Origin of the sequence: Phyllobacterium lublinensis, from assembly GCF_020164435.1 — a bacterium.
Lineage (GTDB): Bacteria > Pseudomonadota > Alphaproteobacteria > Rhizobiales > Rhizobiaceae > Phyllobacterium > Phyllobacterium lublinensis.
Genome location: NZ_JAIUDQ010000019.1, coordinates 52,226 through 71,333, shown reverse-complemented (window position 1 = coordinate 71,333; position 19,108 = coordinate 52,226). Strand labels below are relative to the sequence as shown.

General features: G+C 57.6%; 20 protein-coding genes. 16 read left to right on the top strand and 4 right to left on the bottom strand.

Annotation, left to right across the window (positions count from 1 at the left end):
* Positions 1–93 precede the first annotated feature (93 nt).
* Genes hisB through coaA form a run of 7 tightly spaced genes read left to right on the top strand, consistent with a single transcriptional unit; the run spans position 94 to position 4,738 of the window.
* The gene (gene hisB, locus K9U38_RS19610; RefSeq protein ID WP_224496037.1) at positions 94–702 is read left to right on the top strand and encodes an imidazoleglycerol-phosphate dehydratase HisB; all 609 of its coding nucleotides are present in this window, start codon (positions 94–96) and stop codon (positions 700–702) included.
* A 14-nt stretch (positions 703–716) separates the two neighbouring features.
* Positions 717–1,211, top strand: coding sequence for a DUF2628 domain-containing protein (locus tag K9U38_RS19605; RefSeq protein ID WP_224496036.1), 495 nt, complete (start codon positions 717–719; stop codon positions 1,209–1,211).
* A gap of 2 nt (positions 1,212–1,213) precedes the next feature.
* A complete protein-coding gene (gene hisH, locus K9U38_RS19600; RefSeq protein WP_224496035.1) occupies positions 1,214–1,864 on the top strand; it encodes an imidazole glycerol phosphate synthase subunit HisH in 651 nt (216 codons plus the stop codon).
* Positions 1,861–2,604 (top strand): 1-(5-phosphoribosyl)-5-[(5-phosphoribosylamino)methylideneamino]imidazole-4-carboxamide isomerase, encoded by a 744-nt coding sequence (hisA, locus tag K9U38_RS19595; protein WP_224496034.1) that lies wholly within the window; start codon positions 1,861–1,863, stop codon positions 2,602–2,604. Before hisH ends, hisA begins: the two co-directional genes overlap by 4 nt.
* On the top strand, positions 2,601–3,386 hold the full coding sequence (gene hisF, locus K9U38_RS19590; RefSeq protein WP_224496033.1) for an imidazole glycerol phosphate synthase subunit HisF: 786 nt from the start codon (positions 2,601–2,603) through the stop codon (positions 3,384–3,386). Before hisA ends, hisF begins: the two co-directional genes overlap by 4 nt.
* 12 nt (positions 3,387–3,398) lie before the next feature.
* Positions 3,399–3,722, top strand: coding sequence for a phosphoribosyl-ATP diphosphatase (locus tag K9U38_RS19585; RefSeq protein WP_224496032.1), 324 nt, complete (start codon positions 3,399–3,401; stop codon positions 3,720–3,722).
* Between the two features lie 59 nt (positions 3,723–3,781).
* Positions 3,782–4,738 (top strand): type I pantothenate kinase, encoded by a 957-nt coding sequence (coaA, locus tag K9U38_RS19580; protein WP_224496031.1) that lies wholly within the window; start codon positions 3,782–3,784, stop codon positions 4,736–4,738.
* Here coaA and K9U38_RS19575 read toward each other — a convergent pair.
* The 4 genes from K9U38_RS19575 to K9U38_RS19560 all read right to left on the bottom strand — a co-directional run bounded on the left by K9U38_RS19575 (position 4,725) and on the right by K9U38_RS19560 (position 8,121).
* Entirely contained in the window at positions 4,725–5,339 is a 615-nt protein-coding gene (locus K9U38_RS19575; RefSeq protein WP_224496060.1) for an alpha-ketoglutarate-dependent dioxygenase AlkB family protein, read from the bottom strand. The two genes, coaA and K9U38_RS19575, sit on opposite strands and share 14 nt — an antisense overlap.
* Before the next feature lie 69 nt (positions 5,340–5,408).
* Complete coding sequence (lysM, locus tag K9U38_RS19570) at positions 5,409–5,867, bottom strand: peptidoglycan-binding protein LysM (RefSeq protein ID WP_224496030.1); 459 nt, start codon at positions 5,865–5,867, stop codon at positions 5,409–5,411.
* A gap of 107 nt (positions 5,868–5,974) precedes the next feature.
* Entirely contained in the window at positions 5,975–6,412 is a 438-nt protein-coding gene (arfB, locus tag K9U38_RS19565) for an alternative ribosome rescue aminoacyl-tRNA hydrolase ArfB (protein ID WP_224496029.1), read from the bottom strand.
* 95 nt (positions 6,413–6,507) lie between these two features.
* A complete protein-coding gene (locus tag K9U38_RS19560) occupies positions 6,508–8,121 on the bottom strand; it encodes a phosphoenolpyruvate carboxykinase (protein WP_224496028.1) in 1,614 nt (537 codons plus the stop codon).
* A gap of 308 nt (positions 8,122–8,429) precedes the next feature.
* Between K9U38_RS19560 and K9U38_RS19555 the strand changes: the two genes are divergently transcribed.
* The 9 genes from K9U38_RS19555 (at position 8,430) to K9U38_RS19515 (ending at position 19,038) form a co-directional block, all read left to right on the top strand.
* Positions 8,430–9,149 carry a response regulator transcription factor gene (locus K9U38_RS19555; protein ID WP_224496027.1) on the top strand — a complete coding sequence of 240 codons (720 nt, stop codon included), beginning with the start codon at positions 8,430–8,432 and terminating at the stop codon, positions 9,147–9,149.
* 143 nt (positions 9,150–9,292) lie between these two features.
* Positions 9,293–11,080 (top strand): sensor histidine kinase, encoded by a 1,788-nt coding sequence (locus K9U38_RS19550; RefSeq protein WP_304622566.1) that lies wholly within the window; start codon positions 9,293–9,295, stop codon positions 11,078–11,080.
* Positions 11,080–11,541, top strand: coding sequence for an HPr kinase/phosphorylase (locus tag K9U38_RS19545; protein ID WP_224496026.1), 462 nt, complete (start codon positions 11,080–11,082; stop codon positions 11,539–11,541). The genes K9U38_RS19550 and K9U38_RS19545 overlap by 1 nt, the downstream gene beginning before the upstream one ends.
* A 180-nt stretch (positions 11,542–11,721) precedes the next feature.
* The gene (locus tag K9U38_RS19540; RefSeq protein WP_100000814.1) at positions 11,722–12,123 is read left to right on the top strand and encodes a PTS sugar transporter subunit IIA; all 402 of its coding nucleotides are present in this window, start codon (positions 11,722–11,724) and stop codon (positions 12,121–12,123) included.
* A 9-nt stretch (positions 12,124–12,132) separates the two neighbouring features.
* Positions 12,133–12,447: an HPr family phosphocarrier protein gene (locus tag K9U38_RS19535; protein ID WP_224496025.1), complete on the top strand. Its 315-nt coding sequence runs from the start codon at positions 12,133–12,135 to the stop codon at positions 12,445–12,447.
* A 179-nt stretch (positions 12,448–12,626) separates the two neighbouring features.
* Positions 12,627–14,027, top strand: a complete 1,401-nt coding sequence (ahcY, locus tag K9U38_RS19530) for an adenosylhomocysteinase (protein WP_224496024.1) — start codon at positions 12,627–12,629, stop codon at positions 14,025–14,027.
* Positions 14,028–14,300: 273 nt separating this feature from the next.
* The gene (locus tag K9U38_RS19525; RefSeq protein ID WP_370632019.1) at positions 14,301–16,778 is read left to right on the top strand and encodes a sensor histidine kinase; all 2,478 of its coding nucleotides are present in this window, start codon (positions 14,301–14,303) and stop codon (positions 16,776–16,778) included.
* Positions 16,779–16,793: 15 nt separating this feature from the next.
* Positions 16,794–18,302, top strand: a complete 1,509-nt coding sequence (gene tsaE, locus K9U38_RS19520) for a tRNA (adenosine(37)-N6)-threonylcarbamoyltransferase complex ATPase subunit type 1 TsaE (RefSeq protein WP_224496023.1) — start codon at positions 16,794–16,796, stop codon at positions 18,300–18,302.
* Positions 18,303–18,306: 4 nt separating this feature from the next.
* Positions 18,307–19,038: a nucleotidyltransferase family protein gene (locus K9U38_RS19515; RefSeq protein WP_224496022.1), complete on the top strand. Its 732-nt coding sequence runs from the start codon at positions 18,307–18,309 to the stop codon at positions 19,036–19,038.
* Positions 19,039–19,108 lie beyond the last annotated feature (70 nt).

The window sequence follows — 19,108 nt, the reverse complement described above, 5'->3', positions numbered from 1 at the left end:
TGCGCCATCAAAGCATTTGGAGATTCGCCTTTCGTGTTTTAGAAGGCCACAATCAATAGGCAGCATCAAGAACCCAGGTGGCGGAAACCAGCAATGACAAGCGTCAATATACGCACCGCGAAGATCGAGCGCGGCACCAAGGAAACCAGCATTGCCGTTTCGGTCAATCTGGATGGCACTGGCAGGTTCAACATATCTACGGGCGTTGGCTTTTTTGACCATATGCTGGAGCAGCTTTCCCGCCATTCCTTGATCGACATGGATATCGAGGCCAAGGGTGACCTGCATATCGACGACCACCACACGGTCGAGGACACCGGCATCGCCATTGGCCAGGCCATCGCCAAGGCGCTTGGCGACCGTCGCGGCATCAACCGCTACGCTTCACTTGATCTTGCCATGGACGAAACTCTGACACGGGCCGCCCTCGATGTTTCCGGCCGCCCGTTCCTGGTATGGCACGTGGAGTTCTCCGCGGCGAAAATCGGGACCTTCGATACGGAACTCGTTCGCGAGTTCTTTCAGGCGCTGGCGCAGAATGCCGGGATAACACTGCATGTCTCGAACATTTATGGCGCGAACAATCACCATATCGCCGAGACCTGCTTCAAGGCGGTAGCACGCACACTGCGCTGCGCGATTGAAACTGACCCACGTCAGAAGGACGCCATTCCTTCGACCAAGGGCACCCTGAACGGTTAAGGGAGGGCTGAGCCATGGCCAGTTTCCTTGTATTGGCGCACTCGCGACACGGCCAGCGGGACGATGACGGCACGGTTTTCATTCGTGACGGATTTTCCGCACTGGCGTTCATATTGCCGGTTCCATGGCTGCTGGTGCAACGCTTGTGGTTTGAGGCGGCGCTGATATTTGCGCTTACCCTCGGCATTTCCATGGCAGGCGCGCTTACTGGATATGAAAACACGGCGGTCGTGGTAACACTGCTGCTATCGATACTTGTGGGATTTGAAGCCAATAACTGGCGCGCCGCCGCACTGGAGCGGCGTGGTTTCGAACAGCTTGCCGTCGTCGACGCGCGCAACGCGGACGATGCCGAGACTGTCTGGTTCTTCCGCCAGGACTTTACGGAGTCTGTGCCATCAACTGGCGTCAAATCCGATGCGGCTGTGCTCCCGACTGCCCGGAAGCCTGCGCCGCAGCGCGCAACCGGAGGCATGGTTGGACTGGTCAGTCTTCGGGGAGAGAACTGATCATGCGCGTGGCGATCATTGACTATGGCTCGGGTAATCTTCGTTCCGCTACGAAGGCTTTCGAACGCGCCGCTTACGAGAATGGCATCAAGGCCACAATCGATCTGACGAACGATGCCAGCCGTGTGCGGGATGCCGACCGTATTGTTCTGCCCGGCGTTGGCGCCTATGCCGATTGCCGCCGGGGCCTTCACGCCGTCGAGGGCATGGTCGAAGCCATCGACGAAGTCGCGATGAAGAAAGCGCGGCCGTTCCTTGGTATTTGCGTCGGCATGCAGCTCATGTCATCGCGCGGGCTGGAAAAGACCATTTCGACCGGCTTTGACTGGATTAAGGGCGATGTCCGCGAGATGGTTCCATCGGATCCGGGTTTGAAAATTCCGCAGATAGGCTGGAACACGATCAGGCTCAATCGTCCGCATCCGTTGTTTGACGGGATCGCGACCGGTCCGCAAGGTCTGCACGCCTACTTCGTCCACTCCTATTTTCTCGACGCCGAGATTGAAAACGATGTCGTTGCGGTTACCGATTATGGCGGGCCGGTTACCGCGGCCGTAGCCAATGACAACATGGTCGGGACGCAGTTTCATCCGGAAAAGAGCCAGGCGCTGGGCCTTGCTCTCATTGCAAATTTTCTGAGGTGGAACCCGTGATCCTCTTTCCCGCAATTGATCTGAAGGATGGCCAGTGCGTCAGGCTGAAGCTTGGCGACATGGATAAGGCCACTGTCTATAACACCGACCCGGCGGCACAGGCGAAAGCCTTCGAGGATCAAGGGTTTGAGTGGCTTCACGTCGTCGATCTGAACGGTGCTTTCGCCGGCCAGTCCATGAACGGTGCGGCCGTCGAGGCCATTCTCAAGGCCACGAAAAATCCGGTGCAGCTCGGAGGCGGCATCCGTACGCTGGCCCATATCGAGAACTGGCTGGAGAAGGGCCTGTCCCGGGTCATTCTCGGTACTATCGCGGTGCGCGATCCGGCCCTGGTCATCGAAGCCTGCAAACGATTCCCCGGCAAAGTCGCCGTTGGTATCGATGCCAAGGGCGGCAAGGTTGCCGTCGAAGGCTGGGCCGAGGCATCAACACTTGGCGTCATTGAGCTGGCGAAGAAGTTTGAGGGCGCCGGGGTCGCGGCGATCATCTATACCGATATCGATCGCGATGGTGTTCTTGCCGGCATAAACTGGGAATCGACGCTGCAACTGGCCGAGGCGGTCTCCATACCCGTCATTGCTTCCGGGGGCCTCGCTTCCATTGCGGACATAGTGCGCATGACCATGCCGGATGCGGCGAAACTCGAAGGCGCAATTTCCGGCCGCGCGCTCTACGATGGGCGGATCGACCCGGAGGAGGCATTGCAGGTGCTGCGCGATGCCAGGGAGCGTGCTGCATGACCCTCAAAGCCCGAGTCATACCCTGTCTCGATGTAAAGGACGGACGCGTCGTCAAGGGTGTCAACTTTGTCGATCTGGTCGATGCCGGCGATCCCGTCGAGGCGGCAAAGGCCTATGATGCGGCAGGAGCCGACGAGCTGTGCTTTCTCGATATCACTGCTTCATCGGATAATCGCGAGACGATTTTCGACGTGGTTGCGCGCACTGCCGAGCAGTGTTTCATGCCGCTGACCGTTGGTGGCGGCGTGCGCACCGTAGCAGATATCCGCAAATTGCTGCTGGCCGGTGCCGACAAGGTCTCGATCAATACCGCAGCCGTGAAAAACCCTGAGTTCATTGCCGAGGCCGCCGACAAGTTCGGCAACCAATGCATCGTCGTCGCTATCGACGCCAAGAAGGTATCTGCGGCGGGCGAAGCGGATCGCTGGGAAATATTCACCCATGGGGGCAGACAGGCCACAGGTATCGATGCAGTCGAGTTTGCACGGCGCGTGGTGGATCTCGGCGCAGGAGAAATTCTCCTCACATCGATGGACCGGGATGGCTCGAAGATCGGCTACGATATTCCGGTGACCCGCGCGATCGCCGACGCGGTGCGCGTGCCGGTGATCGCCTCGGGCGGTGTGGGCAACCTTGACCATATGGTCGAAGGCATTGTCGAGGGTCATGCCTCGGCTGTGCTCGCTGCCTCCATTTTCCACTTTGGCACCTATACGATTGCACAAGCAAAAGCCCACATGGCGGCAGCGGGAATTCCGATGCGCCTTGATCCTGTCCGCTGACTGGAGAGTCCAATGAGCGCATTCACCCTTGCTGATCTCGAGCGCATCGTGGCGACCCGCGCCACGTCTGACGACACCAGGTCGTACACGGCGAGTCTCTACGCCAGGGGCATTGGCAAGGCGGCCCAGAAACTTGGAGAGGAGGCGGTTGAAACCGTCATTGCAGCGGTCTCTGGCGACAAGTCGGGCATTGTTTCCGAAAGTGCCGATTTGCTCTATCATCTTCTCGTCGTTCTCGGCATTTCCGGCGTAAAACTTGACGAAGTGCTCGAGGAACTCGACCGCAGGACGGCACAGACCGGCCACGAAGAAAAAGCCGCGCGTGGACAGGACTGATCGTGTTCAAGGCATCGGTGACTGAACGACAGATGGTCAGGGGGGCGGAAAGCGACGTCATGGATCAATTGGCACCCAGCGAGTTTTCACCTTACCGGTTTTTCAGCGCCGAACGTTGGGCGGAGTTTCGTGCCGACACACCCATGACGCTGACCTATGACGAGGTCAAGCGGCTGCGTTCACTGGGCGATCCGATCGATCTTGACGAGGTGAGCCGGATTTATCTCTCGCTCTCGCGCCTGCTTTCGGCGCATGTGGAAGCCAGCCAGCTTCTTTTCTATCAGCGCCGGCAGTTTCTCAATACGGGCGATGCCATCAAGACACCCTTCATCATTGGTGTTGCGGGTTCGGTGGCAGTGGGCAAATCCACGACGGCCCGTGTCCTGAAAGAACTGCTGGCCCGCTGGCCGTCAAGTCCGAAGGTCGACCTGGTGACCACCGACGGATTCCTCTATCCCAACGAAGTGTTGCGCGCTAAAGGCCTGATGGAGCGCAAGGGCTTTCCGGAAAGCTACGATGTCGGCATGGTCTTGCGCTTCCTGTCGCAGATCAAGGCTGGCCAACGCAACGTCAACGCGCCGCTCTATTCGCATCTGACATACGATGTCCTGCCGGGAAAATTCCAGACCGTTGACGCGCCTGATATCCTGATCTTCGAGGGCATCAATGTTCTCCAGGTCAGGGATCTGCCCGAAGACGGCAAGATGGTCCCGTTCGTGTCGGATTTCTTCGATTTCTCAATCTACATCGATGCGGACGAGGAGCAGATTCACAAGTGGTACATCAGCCGTTTCATGCGGCTTCGGGAGACAGCGTTCAAGGACCCGAGCTCGTTCTTTCATCGGTATTCGACCATTTCGGAGGATTCGGCCAGGGCAATCGGCGAAAGCCTATGGGCCAACATCAATCTCAAGAACTTGCGAGAAAACATTCTGCCTACTCGGCCTCGCGCAGACCTGATCCTGCGCAAGGGCGACAATCATCTCGTCGAGGAAGTCGCTCTCAGGAAGCTGTAACCCGGCGCAAGGTGAGATTGATCCGTCCCGGGCCTTTCAACAGCGTCGATGTGCCTGGATAGATGCGATCGACGCCGTGGAACGCCAGGCGGCCTTCACCTCCAAGAACGATCACATCGCCGCTCTTGAGTTTCAGCGATTGGGTCCTGTCATTGCGGCCAGTACCGCCAAAGCGGAACATGCAGGTGTCGCCGAGCGAAACCGAGACCACGGGTGCCTGGAAATTCTGCTCGTCGCGATCCTGATGCAGTCCCATTCTGGCGGTTTCGGAATAGAAATTGACGAGACAGGCCTCGGGCGGCAGCGGGAAATCGGCGACTTGCTGCCACAGTGCCAACAGGCGTGCCGGAATGGCGGGCCAGGGCCGTTCAGTGACCGGATGCAGCGCCTGGTAGCGGTAGCCCTGTTCCTTGTCCGTAACCCAGCCGAGCGCACCGCAGTTGGTCATGCGTACACTCATTTCCTTGCCGGTTTTCGGCATGGCTGGCGTATAGAGTGGCGCCTCAACGACGACAGCCCGTATCTCTTCCACAAGTGCGGCCTGTGCAGTGGGATCGAAATGTTCCGGGTAATAGCGGATGCCAGGTGCGAGCAAAAGCATGGGAATATCAGATGTCGGCATTGGCCCGGCCCACGAAGGCACGCCGGGCCAATGGGTGATCAGACCTGATCAATCGAGTGCCGGTATGCGCAGTACCTGACCCGGATAAATCTTGTCGGGATGGGTCAGCATTGGCTTGTTGGCTTCGAAGATGAGCGTGTTCTTTGCTCCCTTGCCCTTGCCGTACTGGGACTCGGCAATCTTCCAGAGATTGTCGCCCTTCTTGACCGTATAGAAGACGGGTGCTTTGGCGACCGAACCAGTTGTCACATTGTCAATCTTCAGTTCGTCAGTTTCGACCTTTGAGATACCAAGTGAGTTGCCAACGGCAATGATCGCCTTTTCCAGAATTTCCTGGTCGGTGACATTGCCTTTCAGGACTGCCTTGTCTCCTTCAACGACCACTTGAACATTTTCGGTGCCGAGCTTGTGCGAATCGAGCTCTTTCTTCAGCGCCTCGGCGTCTGGCTCGTCATCGCCAATGCCTATTTTCTTTCCTACGGATTTAACGAAATCAAATAGTCCCATGTCTGGCTCCTTGTTGATTGTTCAAACCGGCAGTTGATGTTGTGGCATTCCGTGTAGAACTTGAAAAGACAAGATTAATGCGAGGAGGGATTATCCAATAACCGTTTCTACTCACCCTTCACCTTGCCACGCATTTTTTTGACGTCAGAACGACCCGATTTTGCTTTGAGACGGCGTTCAACCGATCCTTTTGTTGGTCTGGTCTTTTTGCGCGGCGGCGGTGGGGGCTCGGCGGCCTTGGCGATCAGCGCAATCATGCGTTCGCGGGCATCCTGACGGTTGCGTTCCTGAGTGCGAAAACGGCTGGCTTCGATCAAGACGTCACCGTCCTTGGTCGCCCTTTGACCCGCAAGTTGCATCAGACGCGCGAAAACCTCCTCCGGCAGACCGGCACGCGACCCAAGAAACCGCAATTGTACTGCGGTCGAAACCTTGTTGACGTTCTGTCCGCCCGGCCCCGCCGAACGGATGAAGCTTTCCTCCAGATCGTCTTCATCGATCCAGATTCGGTTGGTGATCCTGATCCGGCTACGGCGCTCTTCCATGCATGAATTGGTAGCCTAATCTCTGATTCGCGGAAAGCAGCCTCCAACGCAAAAGGCCCCGCATATCAACGGGGCCTTTGGTTTGTCGTAAAGTTTTATTCCGCGGCGATCTGTGTCTGTGGAGCCGCTGCCCGGATGTCACTGTCGACGTGGTTTTCGAACTTGCCGAAGTTCCGGATGAACATGTCGACCAGCCTGCTCGCCTGGGCGTCATATCCAGCCTTGTCCGTCCACGTTGAGCGCGGATCGAGGATCGAGTTGTCGACGCCCGGTACCGAAACAGGTACCTGGAACCCGAAATTCGAATCCGTACGGAACTCGGCGTTCTTCAGCGATCCGTCCAGCGCTGCTGTCAATAGCGCCCGCGTTGCCTTGATTGGCATGCGCTTGCCGGTGCCGTAGGCACCACCGGTCCAGCCGGTGTTGACCAGCCAGCAGTCGACATTGTGGTCGGCAATCAACTGCCGCAGCAAATTACCGTACTCCGACGGGTGGCGTGGCATGAACGGAGAGCCGAAGCAGGTGGAGAATGTCGCTTCGGGCTCGGTCACCCCGCGTTCGGTGCCAGCTACCTTGGCAGTGTAGCCGGACAGGAAGTGATACATGGCCTGCGCCGGCGTAAGTTTCGCAATGGGCGGCATGACGCCGAACGCGTCGGCCGTCAGCATGATGATGTTCTTCGGATGACCGGCCTTGCCTGTCTTCGACGCATTGGGAATGAAATCGAGCGGATAGGCGCAACGCGTGTTTTCCGTCAGCGAGGCATCGTTGAAATCGGGCTGGCGGTTTCCATCGAGCACTACGTTCTCAAGGACAGTGCCGAAACGCTGGGTCGTGGCGAAGATTTCCGGCTCGGCCTCGGCCGAAAGGCGGATCGTCTTGGCGTAGCATCCCCCTTCGAAGTTAAACACGCCGTGTTCGCCCCAGCCATGTTCATCGTCACCAATCAGAGTCCGCGCAGGATCAGCCGAAAGGGTGGTCTTGCCTGTTCCCGAGAGGCCAAAGAAGACGGCAGTATCGCCATTGGGCCCCTCATTGGCCGAACAATGCATCGGCATGACGCCTTTTGCCGGCAGAATGTAGTTCAGTGCAGTGAACACCGATTTCTTCATTTCACCCGCATAGGCCGAACCACCGATCAGGACGATCAGGCGCTTCAGGTCCACGGCAATGACGGTCTCGGTACGTGTACCATGCCGTGCCGGGTCGGCGCGGAACGATGGCAGGTCGATGATTGTCATCTGCGGCACGAAACCTGTCAGGGCCGAGCGCTCCGGCCGGATCAGCAGGTTGCGGATAAACAGCGAATGCCAGGCAAATTCGGTGATGACACGGGTGTTCAGGCTGTACTCGGCATCAGCGCCGCCGATCAGATCCTGGACGAACAGTTCCTTCCCCTTGGCCTGTTCCATGAAATCCGCATAGAGCAGCTCGAAGGCCTCGGGCGACATTGGAGAATTGTTGTCCCACCAGACGTGATCTTCCGTCGTCGCATCGCGAACGACAAATTTGTCCTTGGGCGAACGTCCGGTGTGCTGACCGGTACGGGCAACAAGCGCACCCTGCGCTGTCAGCTCCGCCTCACCACGGCGCAAGGTCTCTTCGTAGAGCTCTGCAGCCTCAAGATTGTAATAAACCGCCGATACCCCTTTCAAGCCTGAGGTGCCGAGCGCGATGGCCGCGTTATGAGTACCGGTCTCTCTAGTCATTTGTCCGCCATTATTAACAAGGTTCAAGGGTCAAGCTCAGTTGATGCCGCATTTCGCTCTTCCAGTAAAAATGCGTCATATCTAGGTCAAAAGCAGAAAAAACGTGTAGTATCAAATGTTTAATCGATTTAAAGAATTTAAATTTTTTTAAATCGGTTTAAATAAAGAGAATTTCCCCGGTTCTTCCGTGCGCGTAAGAGCTGTAAAATGCGACCCGGATGACATCCCTGGTGAACTGTGCCACATTTTGTACCTAGTTTGTCCTGCACAAGCAGCGCTGATGGAAATGGCACAAGGAACGACACGGCATGAGGGAAGTACCCGCAATGCAAACAATCGCGCTCGTCGATGACGACCGCAACATTCTGACCTCGGTATCGATTGCGCTTGAATCAGAAGGCTACCGTGTGGAAACGTACACGGACGGTGCCTCGGCGCTTGACGGTCTGATGGCTCGCCCGCCTAACCTCGCTATTTTCGACATCAAGATGCCCCGTATGGACGGAATGGAGCTTTTGCGCCGCTTGCGCCAGAAATCCGACCTTCCCGTTATCTTCCTGACGTCAAAGGATGACGAGATAGACGAACTGTTCGGCCTCAAGATGGGTGCTGACGATTTCATCACCAAGCCGTTCTCGCAGCGCCTGCTGGTCGAGCGTGTCAAGGCGGTCCTGCGCCGCGTCGCAGCGCGCGAAAGTGCAGCAAAGCCCGGCAGCGTCCAGGCCAAATCGCTCGAACGCGGGCAACTCGTCATGGATCAGGAGCGTCACACTTGTACCTGGATGGGTGAGCCGGTGACGCTTACCGTCACGGAGTTTCTTATCCTGCATTCCCTCGCGCAGCGCCCGGGCGTGGTCAAAAGCCGCGACGCGCTGATGGATGCCGCCTATGATGAGCAGGTCTATGTTGACGACCGAACCATCGATAGCCATATCAAGCGCCTTCGCAAGAAGTTCAAAGTCGTTGATGACGATTTCGACATGATCGAGACGCTCTATGGCGTTGGCTATCGCTTCCGCGAAACCTGATATCGCTGCGAGGCAGTATCGCGTACACTGAGCGGGAGGTGGCTGTTGCTTTCACAGGCACGTGATCCGCTGTAGAACAAGGTTGTCTCAACGCAGCATGAATGCAATGAGACAGCCTGACTTTAGGATTTTCTGAGGCAGAAATGGTAGCCCAGCTTCAAAGCGGCAGCATTACCCGCAAGAGTGCCGTCATGCGCCGGAAGCGGTCGCTCGCCTTGAGGCGGTTCTTCAAGCCGCTCAATCGCGTTTTCGGTAACTACCTGTTTTCGAGCCTCACCCGGCGCATCCTCTTTCTCAACCTTGCTGGCCTTGCGGTGCTCCTGTCAGGAATCATGTACCTTAATCAGTTCCGTGACGGGCTGATTGATGCCCGTGTCGAAAGCTTGATGACACAGGGCGAAATCATCGCCGGGGCGATCGCCTCGTCGGCGACGGTCGATACGAATTCCATTGCGATCGACCCGGAGAAGCTGCTGGAACTGCAGGCCGGCCAAAGCATCACGCCCACGCCGGATGTTCTCGACAATCTCGATTTTCCTATCAATCCCGAACGGGTAGCACCTGTCTTGCGGCGGCTGATTTCGCCGACACGTACGCGGGCACGCATTTACGATCGCGACTCCAATCTCCTGCTTGATTCCCGCCATCTTTATTCCCGCGGCCAAGTGCTGCGCTATGAGCTGCCGCCGATCGACGGCGAGGAACCGAGCTTTTTCGAGCGGCTGACCAACCGCATGACGCGTCTGCTGCGCCGTAGCGACCTGCCGATCTACCAGGAGCAGCCGGGCGGCAACGGATCGTCCTACCCTGAAATCGTGAAGGCGTTGACGGGCGCGCCAGCTACCGTCGTGCGCATGACCGAAAAGGGCGAACAGGTCGTTTCGGTGGCTGTGCCCATCCAGCGTTTCCGCGCCGTGCTTGGCGTTCTTTTGCTGTCTACCGAGGGCGGCGATATCGACAAGATCGTCCAGGGTGAGCGCTTTGCAATCATCCGCGTCTTCACGGTCGCGGCACTTGTCATGGCAATCCTGTCGCTGTTCCTGGCTTCGACCATCGCCAATCCGCTGCGCCGCCTTGCGGCTGCCGCTGATCGGGTCCGTCACGGTGTGAAGAATCGGGAGGAGATCCCCGATTTCTCCGAGCGCCAGGACGAAATCGGCCATCTTTCAACGTCCATTCGCGACATGACCAATGCGCTGTATGCCCGGATCGAATCGATCGAAAGCTTTGCTGCGGATGTCAGTCATGAGCTGAAGAATCCGCTTACCTCGCTGCGAAGCGCTGTCGAGACATTGCCGCTGGCCAAAAGCGAGGATTCCAAGAAACGATTGATGGATGTCATCCAGCATGATGTGCGCCGGCTCGATCGTCTCATCACCGATATCTCCGACGCTTCGCGCCTCGACGCCGAATTAGCCCGCGAGGACTCCGAACACGTCGATCTCCGGCTGCTGCTTGGCAATCTGGTCACGGCCGCCCGCGAAGTCAGGCGCAACAAGAAGGACACCCGGATCGAATATGTCGTCGGCAAGCTGCCGAACAACAGGAAGGGCTTTTTTGTCGTCGGCCACGACTTGCGCTTGGGGCAGGTGGTATCCAACCTGATCGAGAATGCCCGCTCCTTCGTGCCTGAGCAAGACGGTGTGATCACTGTTACGCTTCAGCACATGGGCGACCGCATCCGCATCCTGGTGGAGGACAATGGTCCCGGCATCCGCGTTGAACAGATTGATCGCATTTTCGAGCGCTTCTATACCGACCGGCCCTCGGGCGAGGCTTTTGGCCAGAATTCCGGTCTTGGCCTGTCCATCAGCCGCCAGATCATCGAAGCCCATGGCGGCACGTTGAATGCCGAGAACATTATCGATCCGAACGATTCCGACAATTATCTCGGCGCTCGCTTCACCGCCATTCTTCCAGTCGAGGTCTGATGATCGATAGTGCTGGTCAGCTTGTGCATGCAACGGCAGTTGTTGTTGGAGATCGTGGCGTCCTGATCTGTGGACCCTCGGGTGCCGGCAAATCCTCCGTGGCACGCGCGCTCATTGACCGGGCGATTGCCAGGGCAATATTTGCGGCCGTCGTTAGCGATGATCAATGCCGGCTGCAGGCAGTATCCGGGCGGCTGATCTGCAGCGTCCCCGCGGCGTTGCGCGGTGGTCTGGAAGTGCGTGGTTCCGGGCTGCACGAGGTCGATCACGAGGCTGTCGCCGTGATCCATCTGGTCGCTGAGTTGATCGAAGCTGATCGTGCCGTACGGTTTGCGGATGGAGCCGAAATACAACTGGAGGGTGTCTGCGTCCCTCATATTTTGCTACCACAACGCGAGATTGAAGCTGCATGCCGCGCCATAGAGGCCAGGCTTTTCTACCCACAATGGAAAAAAAGGTAAAATAATCCAATTGCTTGACATGTTATACTGCAAGAAAGTGACCGACTGTCTTTTAAGCGCCATTTTTCCACTTGCCTTCACGATTCGTCCTGCCAGAATGCGACACCTGCCAAACGGGGCATTCAATGCGCAGATAAAAGCCTTCTCCCAAGGGGCTGGCGCGACAGGAGCAGTTTCAGAATGATCGGACTCGTGCTTGTGACGCACGGAAGACTGGCCGAGGAGTTTCATCATGCCGTGGAGCATGTTGTCGGCCAGCAGGAGTATTTGGAAACCGTGTCGATCGGCGCGGATGATGATATGGAGCAGCGCCGGCGCGACATCGTCGATGCCGTTGCACGTGCCGACAATGGTTCGGGCGTCATCATTCTGACGGACATGTTTGGTGGTACACCTTCCAATCTCGCGATTTCCGTGATGGAGTCGGGACGGATAGAGGTGATCGCTGGCGTTAACCTGCCGATGCTGATCAAGCTTTCCAGCGTGCGCGTCACCAATGACATGGCCGCGTCATTGCGGGAAGGCCAGGATGCGGGACGGAAATATATCAACGTGGCCAGCCAGGTGCTGACAGCCAAATAGAGGGTATGGATGCGCCTGACTGCGGAAACAACCGGCACGTTTGATCCGGATAATGCACTTGTGGAGTCGTTCGAGATCATCAACCGCCGCGGCTTGCATGCGCGCGCATCGGCGAAGTTTGTCCAGCTGGTCGACGGCTATGACGCCCACGTCCGCGTCGAGAAGGATGGCATGACCGTTGGGGGAACATCGATCATGGGCCTTATGATGCTCGCTGCATCGCCCGGATGCTCCATCAAGGTCAGCGCCTCCGGACTTCAGGCCATTGAAGTCATGAAGGCGCTGGGTGCTTTGATCGCGGACAAGTTTGGCGAGGAAGCCTGACCTGCCGCGCCACTGCTGCTGGCATTTCCTTCCCAAAACCCGCTGCGCCATATGCACGCATAAGGATTTCTTTATATCCCATTGTGCGTTGATGCCTAATCTGCTAGTCAAGCCCATCTCCGGCCGCCCGATTGATCGAGCGCGGCCAAACGGAACACTGAACGACGGAGCTGATTGAGATGGCCGAGAACCAGGATTTTATCGTCAAGGACCTTGAGCTGGCCGCATGGGGCCGCAAGGAAATTGAAATCGCCGAAACCGAAATGCCCGGCTTGATGGCAAGTCGCGAAGAGTTCGGGCAGTCGCAGCCGCTCAAGGGCGCCCGCATAACCGGATCGTTGCACATGACGATCCAGACGGCCGTCCTCATCGAAACCCTGCAGGCGCTTGGTGCTAAGGTGCGCTGGGCTTCGTGCAACATCTTCTCGACACAGGATCACGCTGCCGCGGCGATCGCTGCTACCGGAACTCCGGTTTTTGCAGTCAAGGGCGAGACGCTGGAAGAATACTGGACCTATACCGATCAGATATTCCAGTGGCCGGATGGTCAGCCGTCAAACATGATTCTTGATGATGGTGGCGATGCTACCATGTACATCCTGATTGGTGCCCGTGCCGAAGCTGGTGAGGACGTCCTGTCAAAGCCGGAAAGCGAAGAAGAGGAAATCCTCTTCGCGCAGATCAAGAAGCGCATGAAGGAAACACCTGGATTCTTCACCCGGCAGCGCGACGCCATCAAGGGCGTTACCGAAGAAACCACGACGGGCGTCAATCGCCTTTACCAGTTGCAGAAGAAGGGGTTGTTGCCCTTCCCGGCCATCAACGTCAATGACAGTGTCACCAAGTCGAAGTTCGACAACAAATATGGCTGCAAGGAGTCGCTGGTCGACGGTATCCGTCGCGCTACCGACGTCATGATGGCCGGCAAGGTCGCCGTCGTCTGTGGCTATGGCGATGTCGGCAAGGGCTCGGCCCAATCGCTGAATGGCGCCGGCGCTCGCGTCAAGGTCACTGAAGTCGACCCGATCTGCGCACTCCAGGCAGCCATGGACGGTTTCGAAGTCGTCACGCTTGAGGACGCGGCCCCCACGGCCGACATCATCATCACGACGACCGGCAACAAGGACGTCATCACCATCGACACGATGCGCAAGATGAAGGACATGGTGATTGTCGGCAATATCGGCCACTTCGACAATGAAATCCAGGTCGCCGCATTGCGCAATCTGAAGTGGAACAACATCAAGCCGCAGGTCGACATGATCTCCTTCCCGGATGGCAAGCGTCTGCTGCTTCTTTCGGAAGGCCGCCTGCTGAATCTTGGCAATGCTACGGGTCATCCAAGCTTCGTCATGTCCGCTTCCTTCACCAACCAGGTGCTGGCACAGATCGAGCTCTATAGTCGCGGCGAGCAGTACAAGAATGAGGTCTACGTTCTGCCGAAGCACCTCGACGAAAAGGTTGCCCGCCTGCATCTCGACAAGCTCGGCGCCAAATTGTCGGTTCTTTCGGAAGAACAGGCAGCCTATATTGGTGTAACGCCAAACGGTCCATTCAAGTCGGACCACTACAGATATTGATCTGATCAGTATATACCCACAAGATATGGAAGCCGAAGGATTGACAAATTCTTCGGCTTTCTTTTTTGCGCCCAGTTCTTCCCGTCGATTCGCGCAAGGTTTATTCTAGTGATTCGGGATGACGCTGTTTTCCAGGTGGGCCAAGTGATTGAAAAGTCGCAAGGATGGGAACAGCAGCATTCGTCTGGATGGGGCGAGAACGGTTTGCGGCCATATTGGAACACGATTGATACAGGTGATGTTCGCGGGAAGCATGCAGCATTGGGACGATCCGTGCTGACGAAATTGCGGGCACTGCTGGCCGGCGCAAGCTCGGCCTTACCGTTCCTGGTAACATCGGTTGGTCCCGCGCATGCCGAGGAAGCGTTCGGCAGGATAAACACACCATTTGGCGTGGATGTGGGTACGTTCGAGGTTGTGCAGTTTGCAATGTTCCTCGGCGCCATGGGTGCTGCTCTTCTTTCCGCAGGCTGGCTCATCCGCGAGCGCAGCCGCATCGCCCACGAAAACCGCCTGTTGCGCGACAAGGTTGCAGATCTCAACGTAACCGTTCAGCGCAATGAGTCGCTGCTCAATCTCAAGGACCAGCGCATCATCGTCTGGGAGGGTACGTCAAGCACGCCCAACCTGATCGGCAGCCTGCCCCCAGAAATAGGCGTGCCCGAGGCACGGGCCCTGTTCCTGGCGTTTGGTCGTTGGCTTCAGATGGATTCGGCGAGCTTGCTGGATCGCTCGATCTCGGCCCTGCGCGAAAAGGCTCGGCCGTTCGACATCGCGATCGAAACCTCGAAAGGCGCGCCGCTGGAAGTTCAGGGCCGCACCTCAGGCGGTTATGCCATCGTCCGTTTCATCAATCTCGGCGAGGCTCGGGCGGCGCAGGCGCTGCTAAAGACCGAGAATTATCAACTGAACGAGGCCATTGGCACCCTGCGCGGACTGCTGGAGTTCATTGACATGCCGGCCTGGAGCCGCGATGGGGATGGCCGCCTCAGCTGGGTCAATATGGCCTATGCCAAGGCCGTGGATGTTCGCGATGCACGCAGTGCCGTTGCGGAGGCACGGGAATTGTTCGGTGCCCAGGCCCGCGAGCGTATTGAGCGGGACAAGGCAACAAGCCGGCGCTTTCACGATCAGCTCTCTACCGTGGTCGGCGGCGACCGCCACGTCTTTCGTGTCGCCGAGGTCGCCGGAAGTGCCGGCAGTGCCGGCCTTGCCACGGATATCAGCGAGATTGAACTCATCCGTGAAGAGTTCAAGCGCACGGTCCTCAATCATTCCGACACGCTGGATCAGTTGAATTCAGCAGTTGCCATGTTCGATGCCAACCGCAAGCTGGAGTTCTTTAATCAGGCATTTGCCAAGCTATGGGGCCTCGATACAGCGTTCCTGGAGAGTAATCCCGACAACGGGATGTTGCTCGACCGCTTCCGCAGCGACGGTATCTTGCCGGAGCAGCCGGATTGGCGGCGCTGGAAGGAGACCGTGCTCTCCGCCTATCATTCCGTCGAGTCACAGGAGCATATCTGGTATTTGACGGACGGCCGCACGCTGCGCGTGATCGTCAATCCGCAGCCGAAGGGCGGGGTTACCTGGGTTTTCGAGAATCTGACAGAAAAGCTGGAACTGCAAAGCCGTTACAATACCTTGATCAAGGTACAGGGGCAGACGTTGGATCATCTTGCCGAGGGCGTTGCCGTCTTCGGTTCCGACGGCAAGATCCGCCTGTCCAACCCGGCATTTGCCACGTTGTGGTCGTTGAAGCGGGAACAGATTGCGGAGGGCATGCATATCTCCGCTATCCGCCGGCTCTGCGAGCCGGTTTCGGACGCGGCGCATTGGGAAAGCTTCGTCACGACAGTCACCGGTTTTGACGATGAGCGCCAGTCGCTTTCCGGTCATATCGAGCTTACGACCGACAAGATACTTTTTTACGCCACAGCTCCATTGCCGAATGGCCAGACCATGCTCACCTTCGTCGACGTGACCGACTCCGTGCAGGTCGAGCGCGCCCTGAAGGAAAAGAACGAGGCACTCGAGCGTACCGATGAGCTGAAGAATGATTTCGTGCAGCACGTGTCCTACGAGTTGCGCTCTCCCTTGACCAACATCATTGGTTTCACGGAGTTGCTGCAGGCACCCATGACAGGACCGCTCAACGATCGCCAGCGCGACTACCTTGATCATATAGGCAGCTCGTCATCAGTCCTGCTGACGATCGTCAACGATATTCTTGATCTGGCGACTGTCGATGCGGGTATCATGGAGCTCGACATCAGCGACGTATCGGTTACCGATGCGGTCGCGACGGCTTCGGAAAAAGTCGCTGAACGGTTGAAAGAGCACAACATCCTTCTGGATATTCGCGTCGCACCGGGAACCGGCTCTTTCCGTGCCGATGCCAGCCGCGTCAAGCAGGTCCTCGCGAATCTCCTGAGCAACGCTGCCAACTATGCGCCGGAAGGAAGCACAGTCACACTCGCCTGCTGGCGCGAGCAAGCCGAAATGATCTTCAGCGTGCAGGATCACGGTCCAGGCATGCCGGACTATGTCCTCAACAGCATTTTCAAGCGCTTCCAGCCCTATCCGAACGGGGGTCGCAAGCGTGGGGCGGGACTGGGCCTTTCGATCGTCAAGGGTTTCGTCGAATTGCATGGCGGACGGGTCGACATCGACAGCGCCGCAGGCAAGGGCACGATTGTTACCTGCCGCTTCCCCTTGGAAGCGCGGACATTCAGCATTGCGGCCGAATAGAGCGCTGGCCGCGTAATGGCACCGATTACCATCCATCTTGCGACCACGGAGGAGACTGAGCGACTAGGCCAGGATCTCGCACTATCCTTGCGCAAGGGTGATCTCGTGACCCTGTCAGGTGATCTGGGTGCAGGCAAATCGACCCTGGCGCGCGGTCTCATCCGCACCATTGCCGATGACAATGGCTACGAAGTGCCAAGCCCCACATTCACGATCGTCCAGTCCTATCCGGAACTGCGGCTCGCAGTGAGCCATGTCGATCTTTACCGCCTGTCTTCGGCTGAAGAACTTGATGAACTCGGCCTCGACGAAGCTCTCGACGATGGAGTCGTACTGGTGGAATGGCCAGAGAGGGGAGCCGAAGCACTGCCGCAGCCGAGTCTGCGCGTGACGCTGCTTAGTGAGGGCGATGCGCGCAAGGCCATCATCGACGGCGAGCGAGCTGCCGTCGCGCGACTCCAGCGATCCCTCGCGATCCGCACATTTCTGGGTCGCGCCGGCCTGCCGTTCGCCGAGCGGCGCTATTTGCTGGGCGATGCCTCGGCGCGAGGATACGAGACCGTAGCGGCTGGAGGGAAAACACCGCTCATCCTGATGAACTCGCCGTACAACCCTGGCGGGCCGGTGTTGCGCGATGGCAAGACCTATATGCAGATTGCCCACCTCTCACAATCGGTTACCGCATTCGTTGCCATCGACAGGCTGTTGCAGGCATGGGGCTTCAGGGTCCCGGAAATCCATGCGCAGGACCTTGATGACGGTTTTCTGCTGCTGGAGAACCTGGGCAATGACGGTGTGCTGGATGTTAGCGGCGCTCCCATCCCGGAGCGCTATGAAGCGGCCGTCCGCGTGCTGGCGCAGCTTCACCAGCATGCATGGCCGCAGGACATCGATGCGGCCGAAGGTTATCCACATCATATCCACAACTTCGACCGTGATGCCATGATGATCGAAGTGGAGCTCCTGTCCGATTGGTACGTACCGCGTTTCAGCGGCAGACCGCTGACAGCTGAAAAAAAGGCACAGTACATCGCAGCGTGGGATCACGTAATTAGTCAACTAACTAATGTGGAAACGAGCTTGTTGTTGCGTGACGTTCACTCGCCCAACATCCTTTGGCGCAACGATGTGCAGGGCGCGGGCCGTGTTGGCTTGATCGATTTCCAGGATGCAATGATCGGGCCGTCCGCCTATGATGTGGCATCATTGATCTTCGACGCGCGCGTAACAATCGCCACGGAATTGCAGGATAGCCTGCTTGCTGCCTATATCGACGAACGCAAGACATTGACGGCACCATTTGACGAGCCCATGTTCCGCAGGGCGTTTGCGATCATGGCAGCGCAGCGAAACGCCAAGATACTTGGCATCTTCGTACGATTGGATGAACGCGACGGCAAACCTGTCTATCTGCAGCACTTGTCCCGTATTCGAGCCTATTTGAATCGCGTGATCGACCATCCAGCACTGGCGCCGGTCAAGGATTGGTGCGAAAAGGCTGGCGTTCTAACTTCGGAGACATGATTGAATGGCAAGTCCGCGCGCGGCAATGGTACTGGCGGCCGGTCTCGGCAAACGTATGGCTCCCATCACCAACACGATACCGAAGCCTCTGGTGGAAGTAGCCGGCAAATCATTGATCGATTGGGGCCTTGATGCGTTGGAGCACGCTGGGGTCGAGCGTGCCATCGTCAACACCCATTATCTCGCCGATCAGATGGATACTCACCTTTCAAAGCGCAAATCGCCAGCAATCGTGGTTTCGGATGAACGTGGAGAACTGCTCGATTCTGCGGGAGGCATCGTGAACGCCTTACCCCAGATCGGAGCTGAGCCATTCTATGTCGTCAATGCCGACACTTTCTGGATCGATGGAGCAAGGCCCAACCTTGTTCTGCTGGCAGAAGGATGGGATGATGAGCGAATGGACATGCTCCTCATGATTGCTACGAAGGACCAGGCGACCGGTTATGACGGGCGTGGCGATTTCCACATGGATCGTGAAGGAAAATTGCGCCGCCTCGGACCCGCGGAAACGTCGCCCTTTATCTATGCGGGTGCTGCGATCCTCCATCCTCGCATCTTTGCCGGTGCCGCCGCAGGCAGAGCCTCGCTCAACCGCTATTTCGATGAGGCAATTGCGGCCGACCGGCTATACGGGATGCTGATGGATGGCCTGTGGCTGACAGTGGGGACACCGGCGGCCATTGGAGATGCGGAAGCCGCCATAGCCCGGGCCGGACTGGAGATTCATGATTAGACCGCTTTGCAGCCATGTCGGATCGTTCCATGCACCGAACTGCTCGACCTTGAACCGGATACGATCCCGC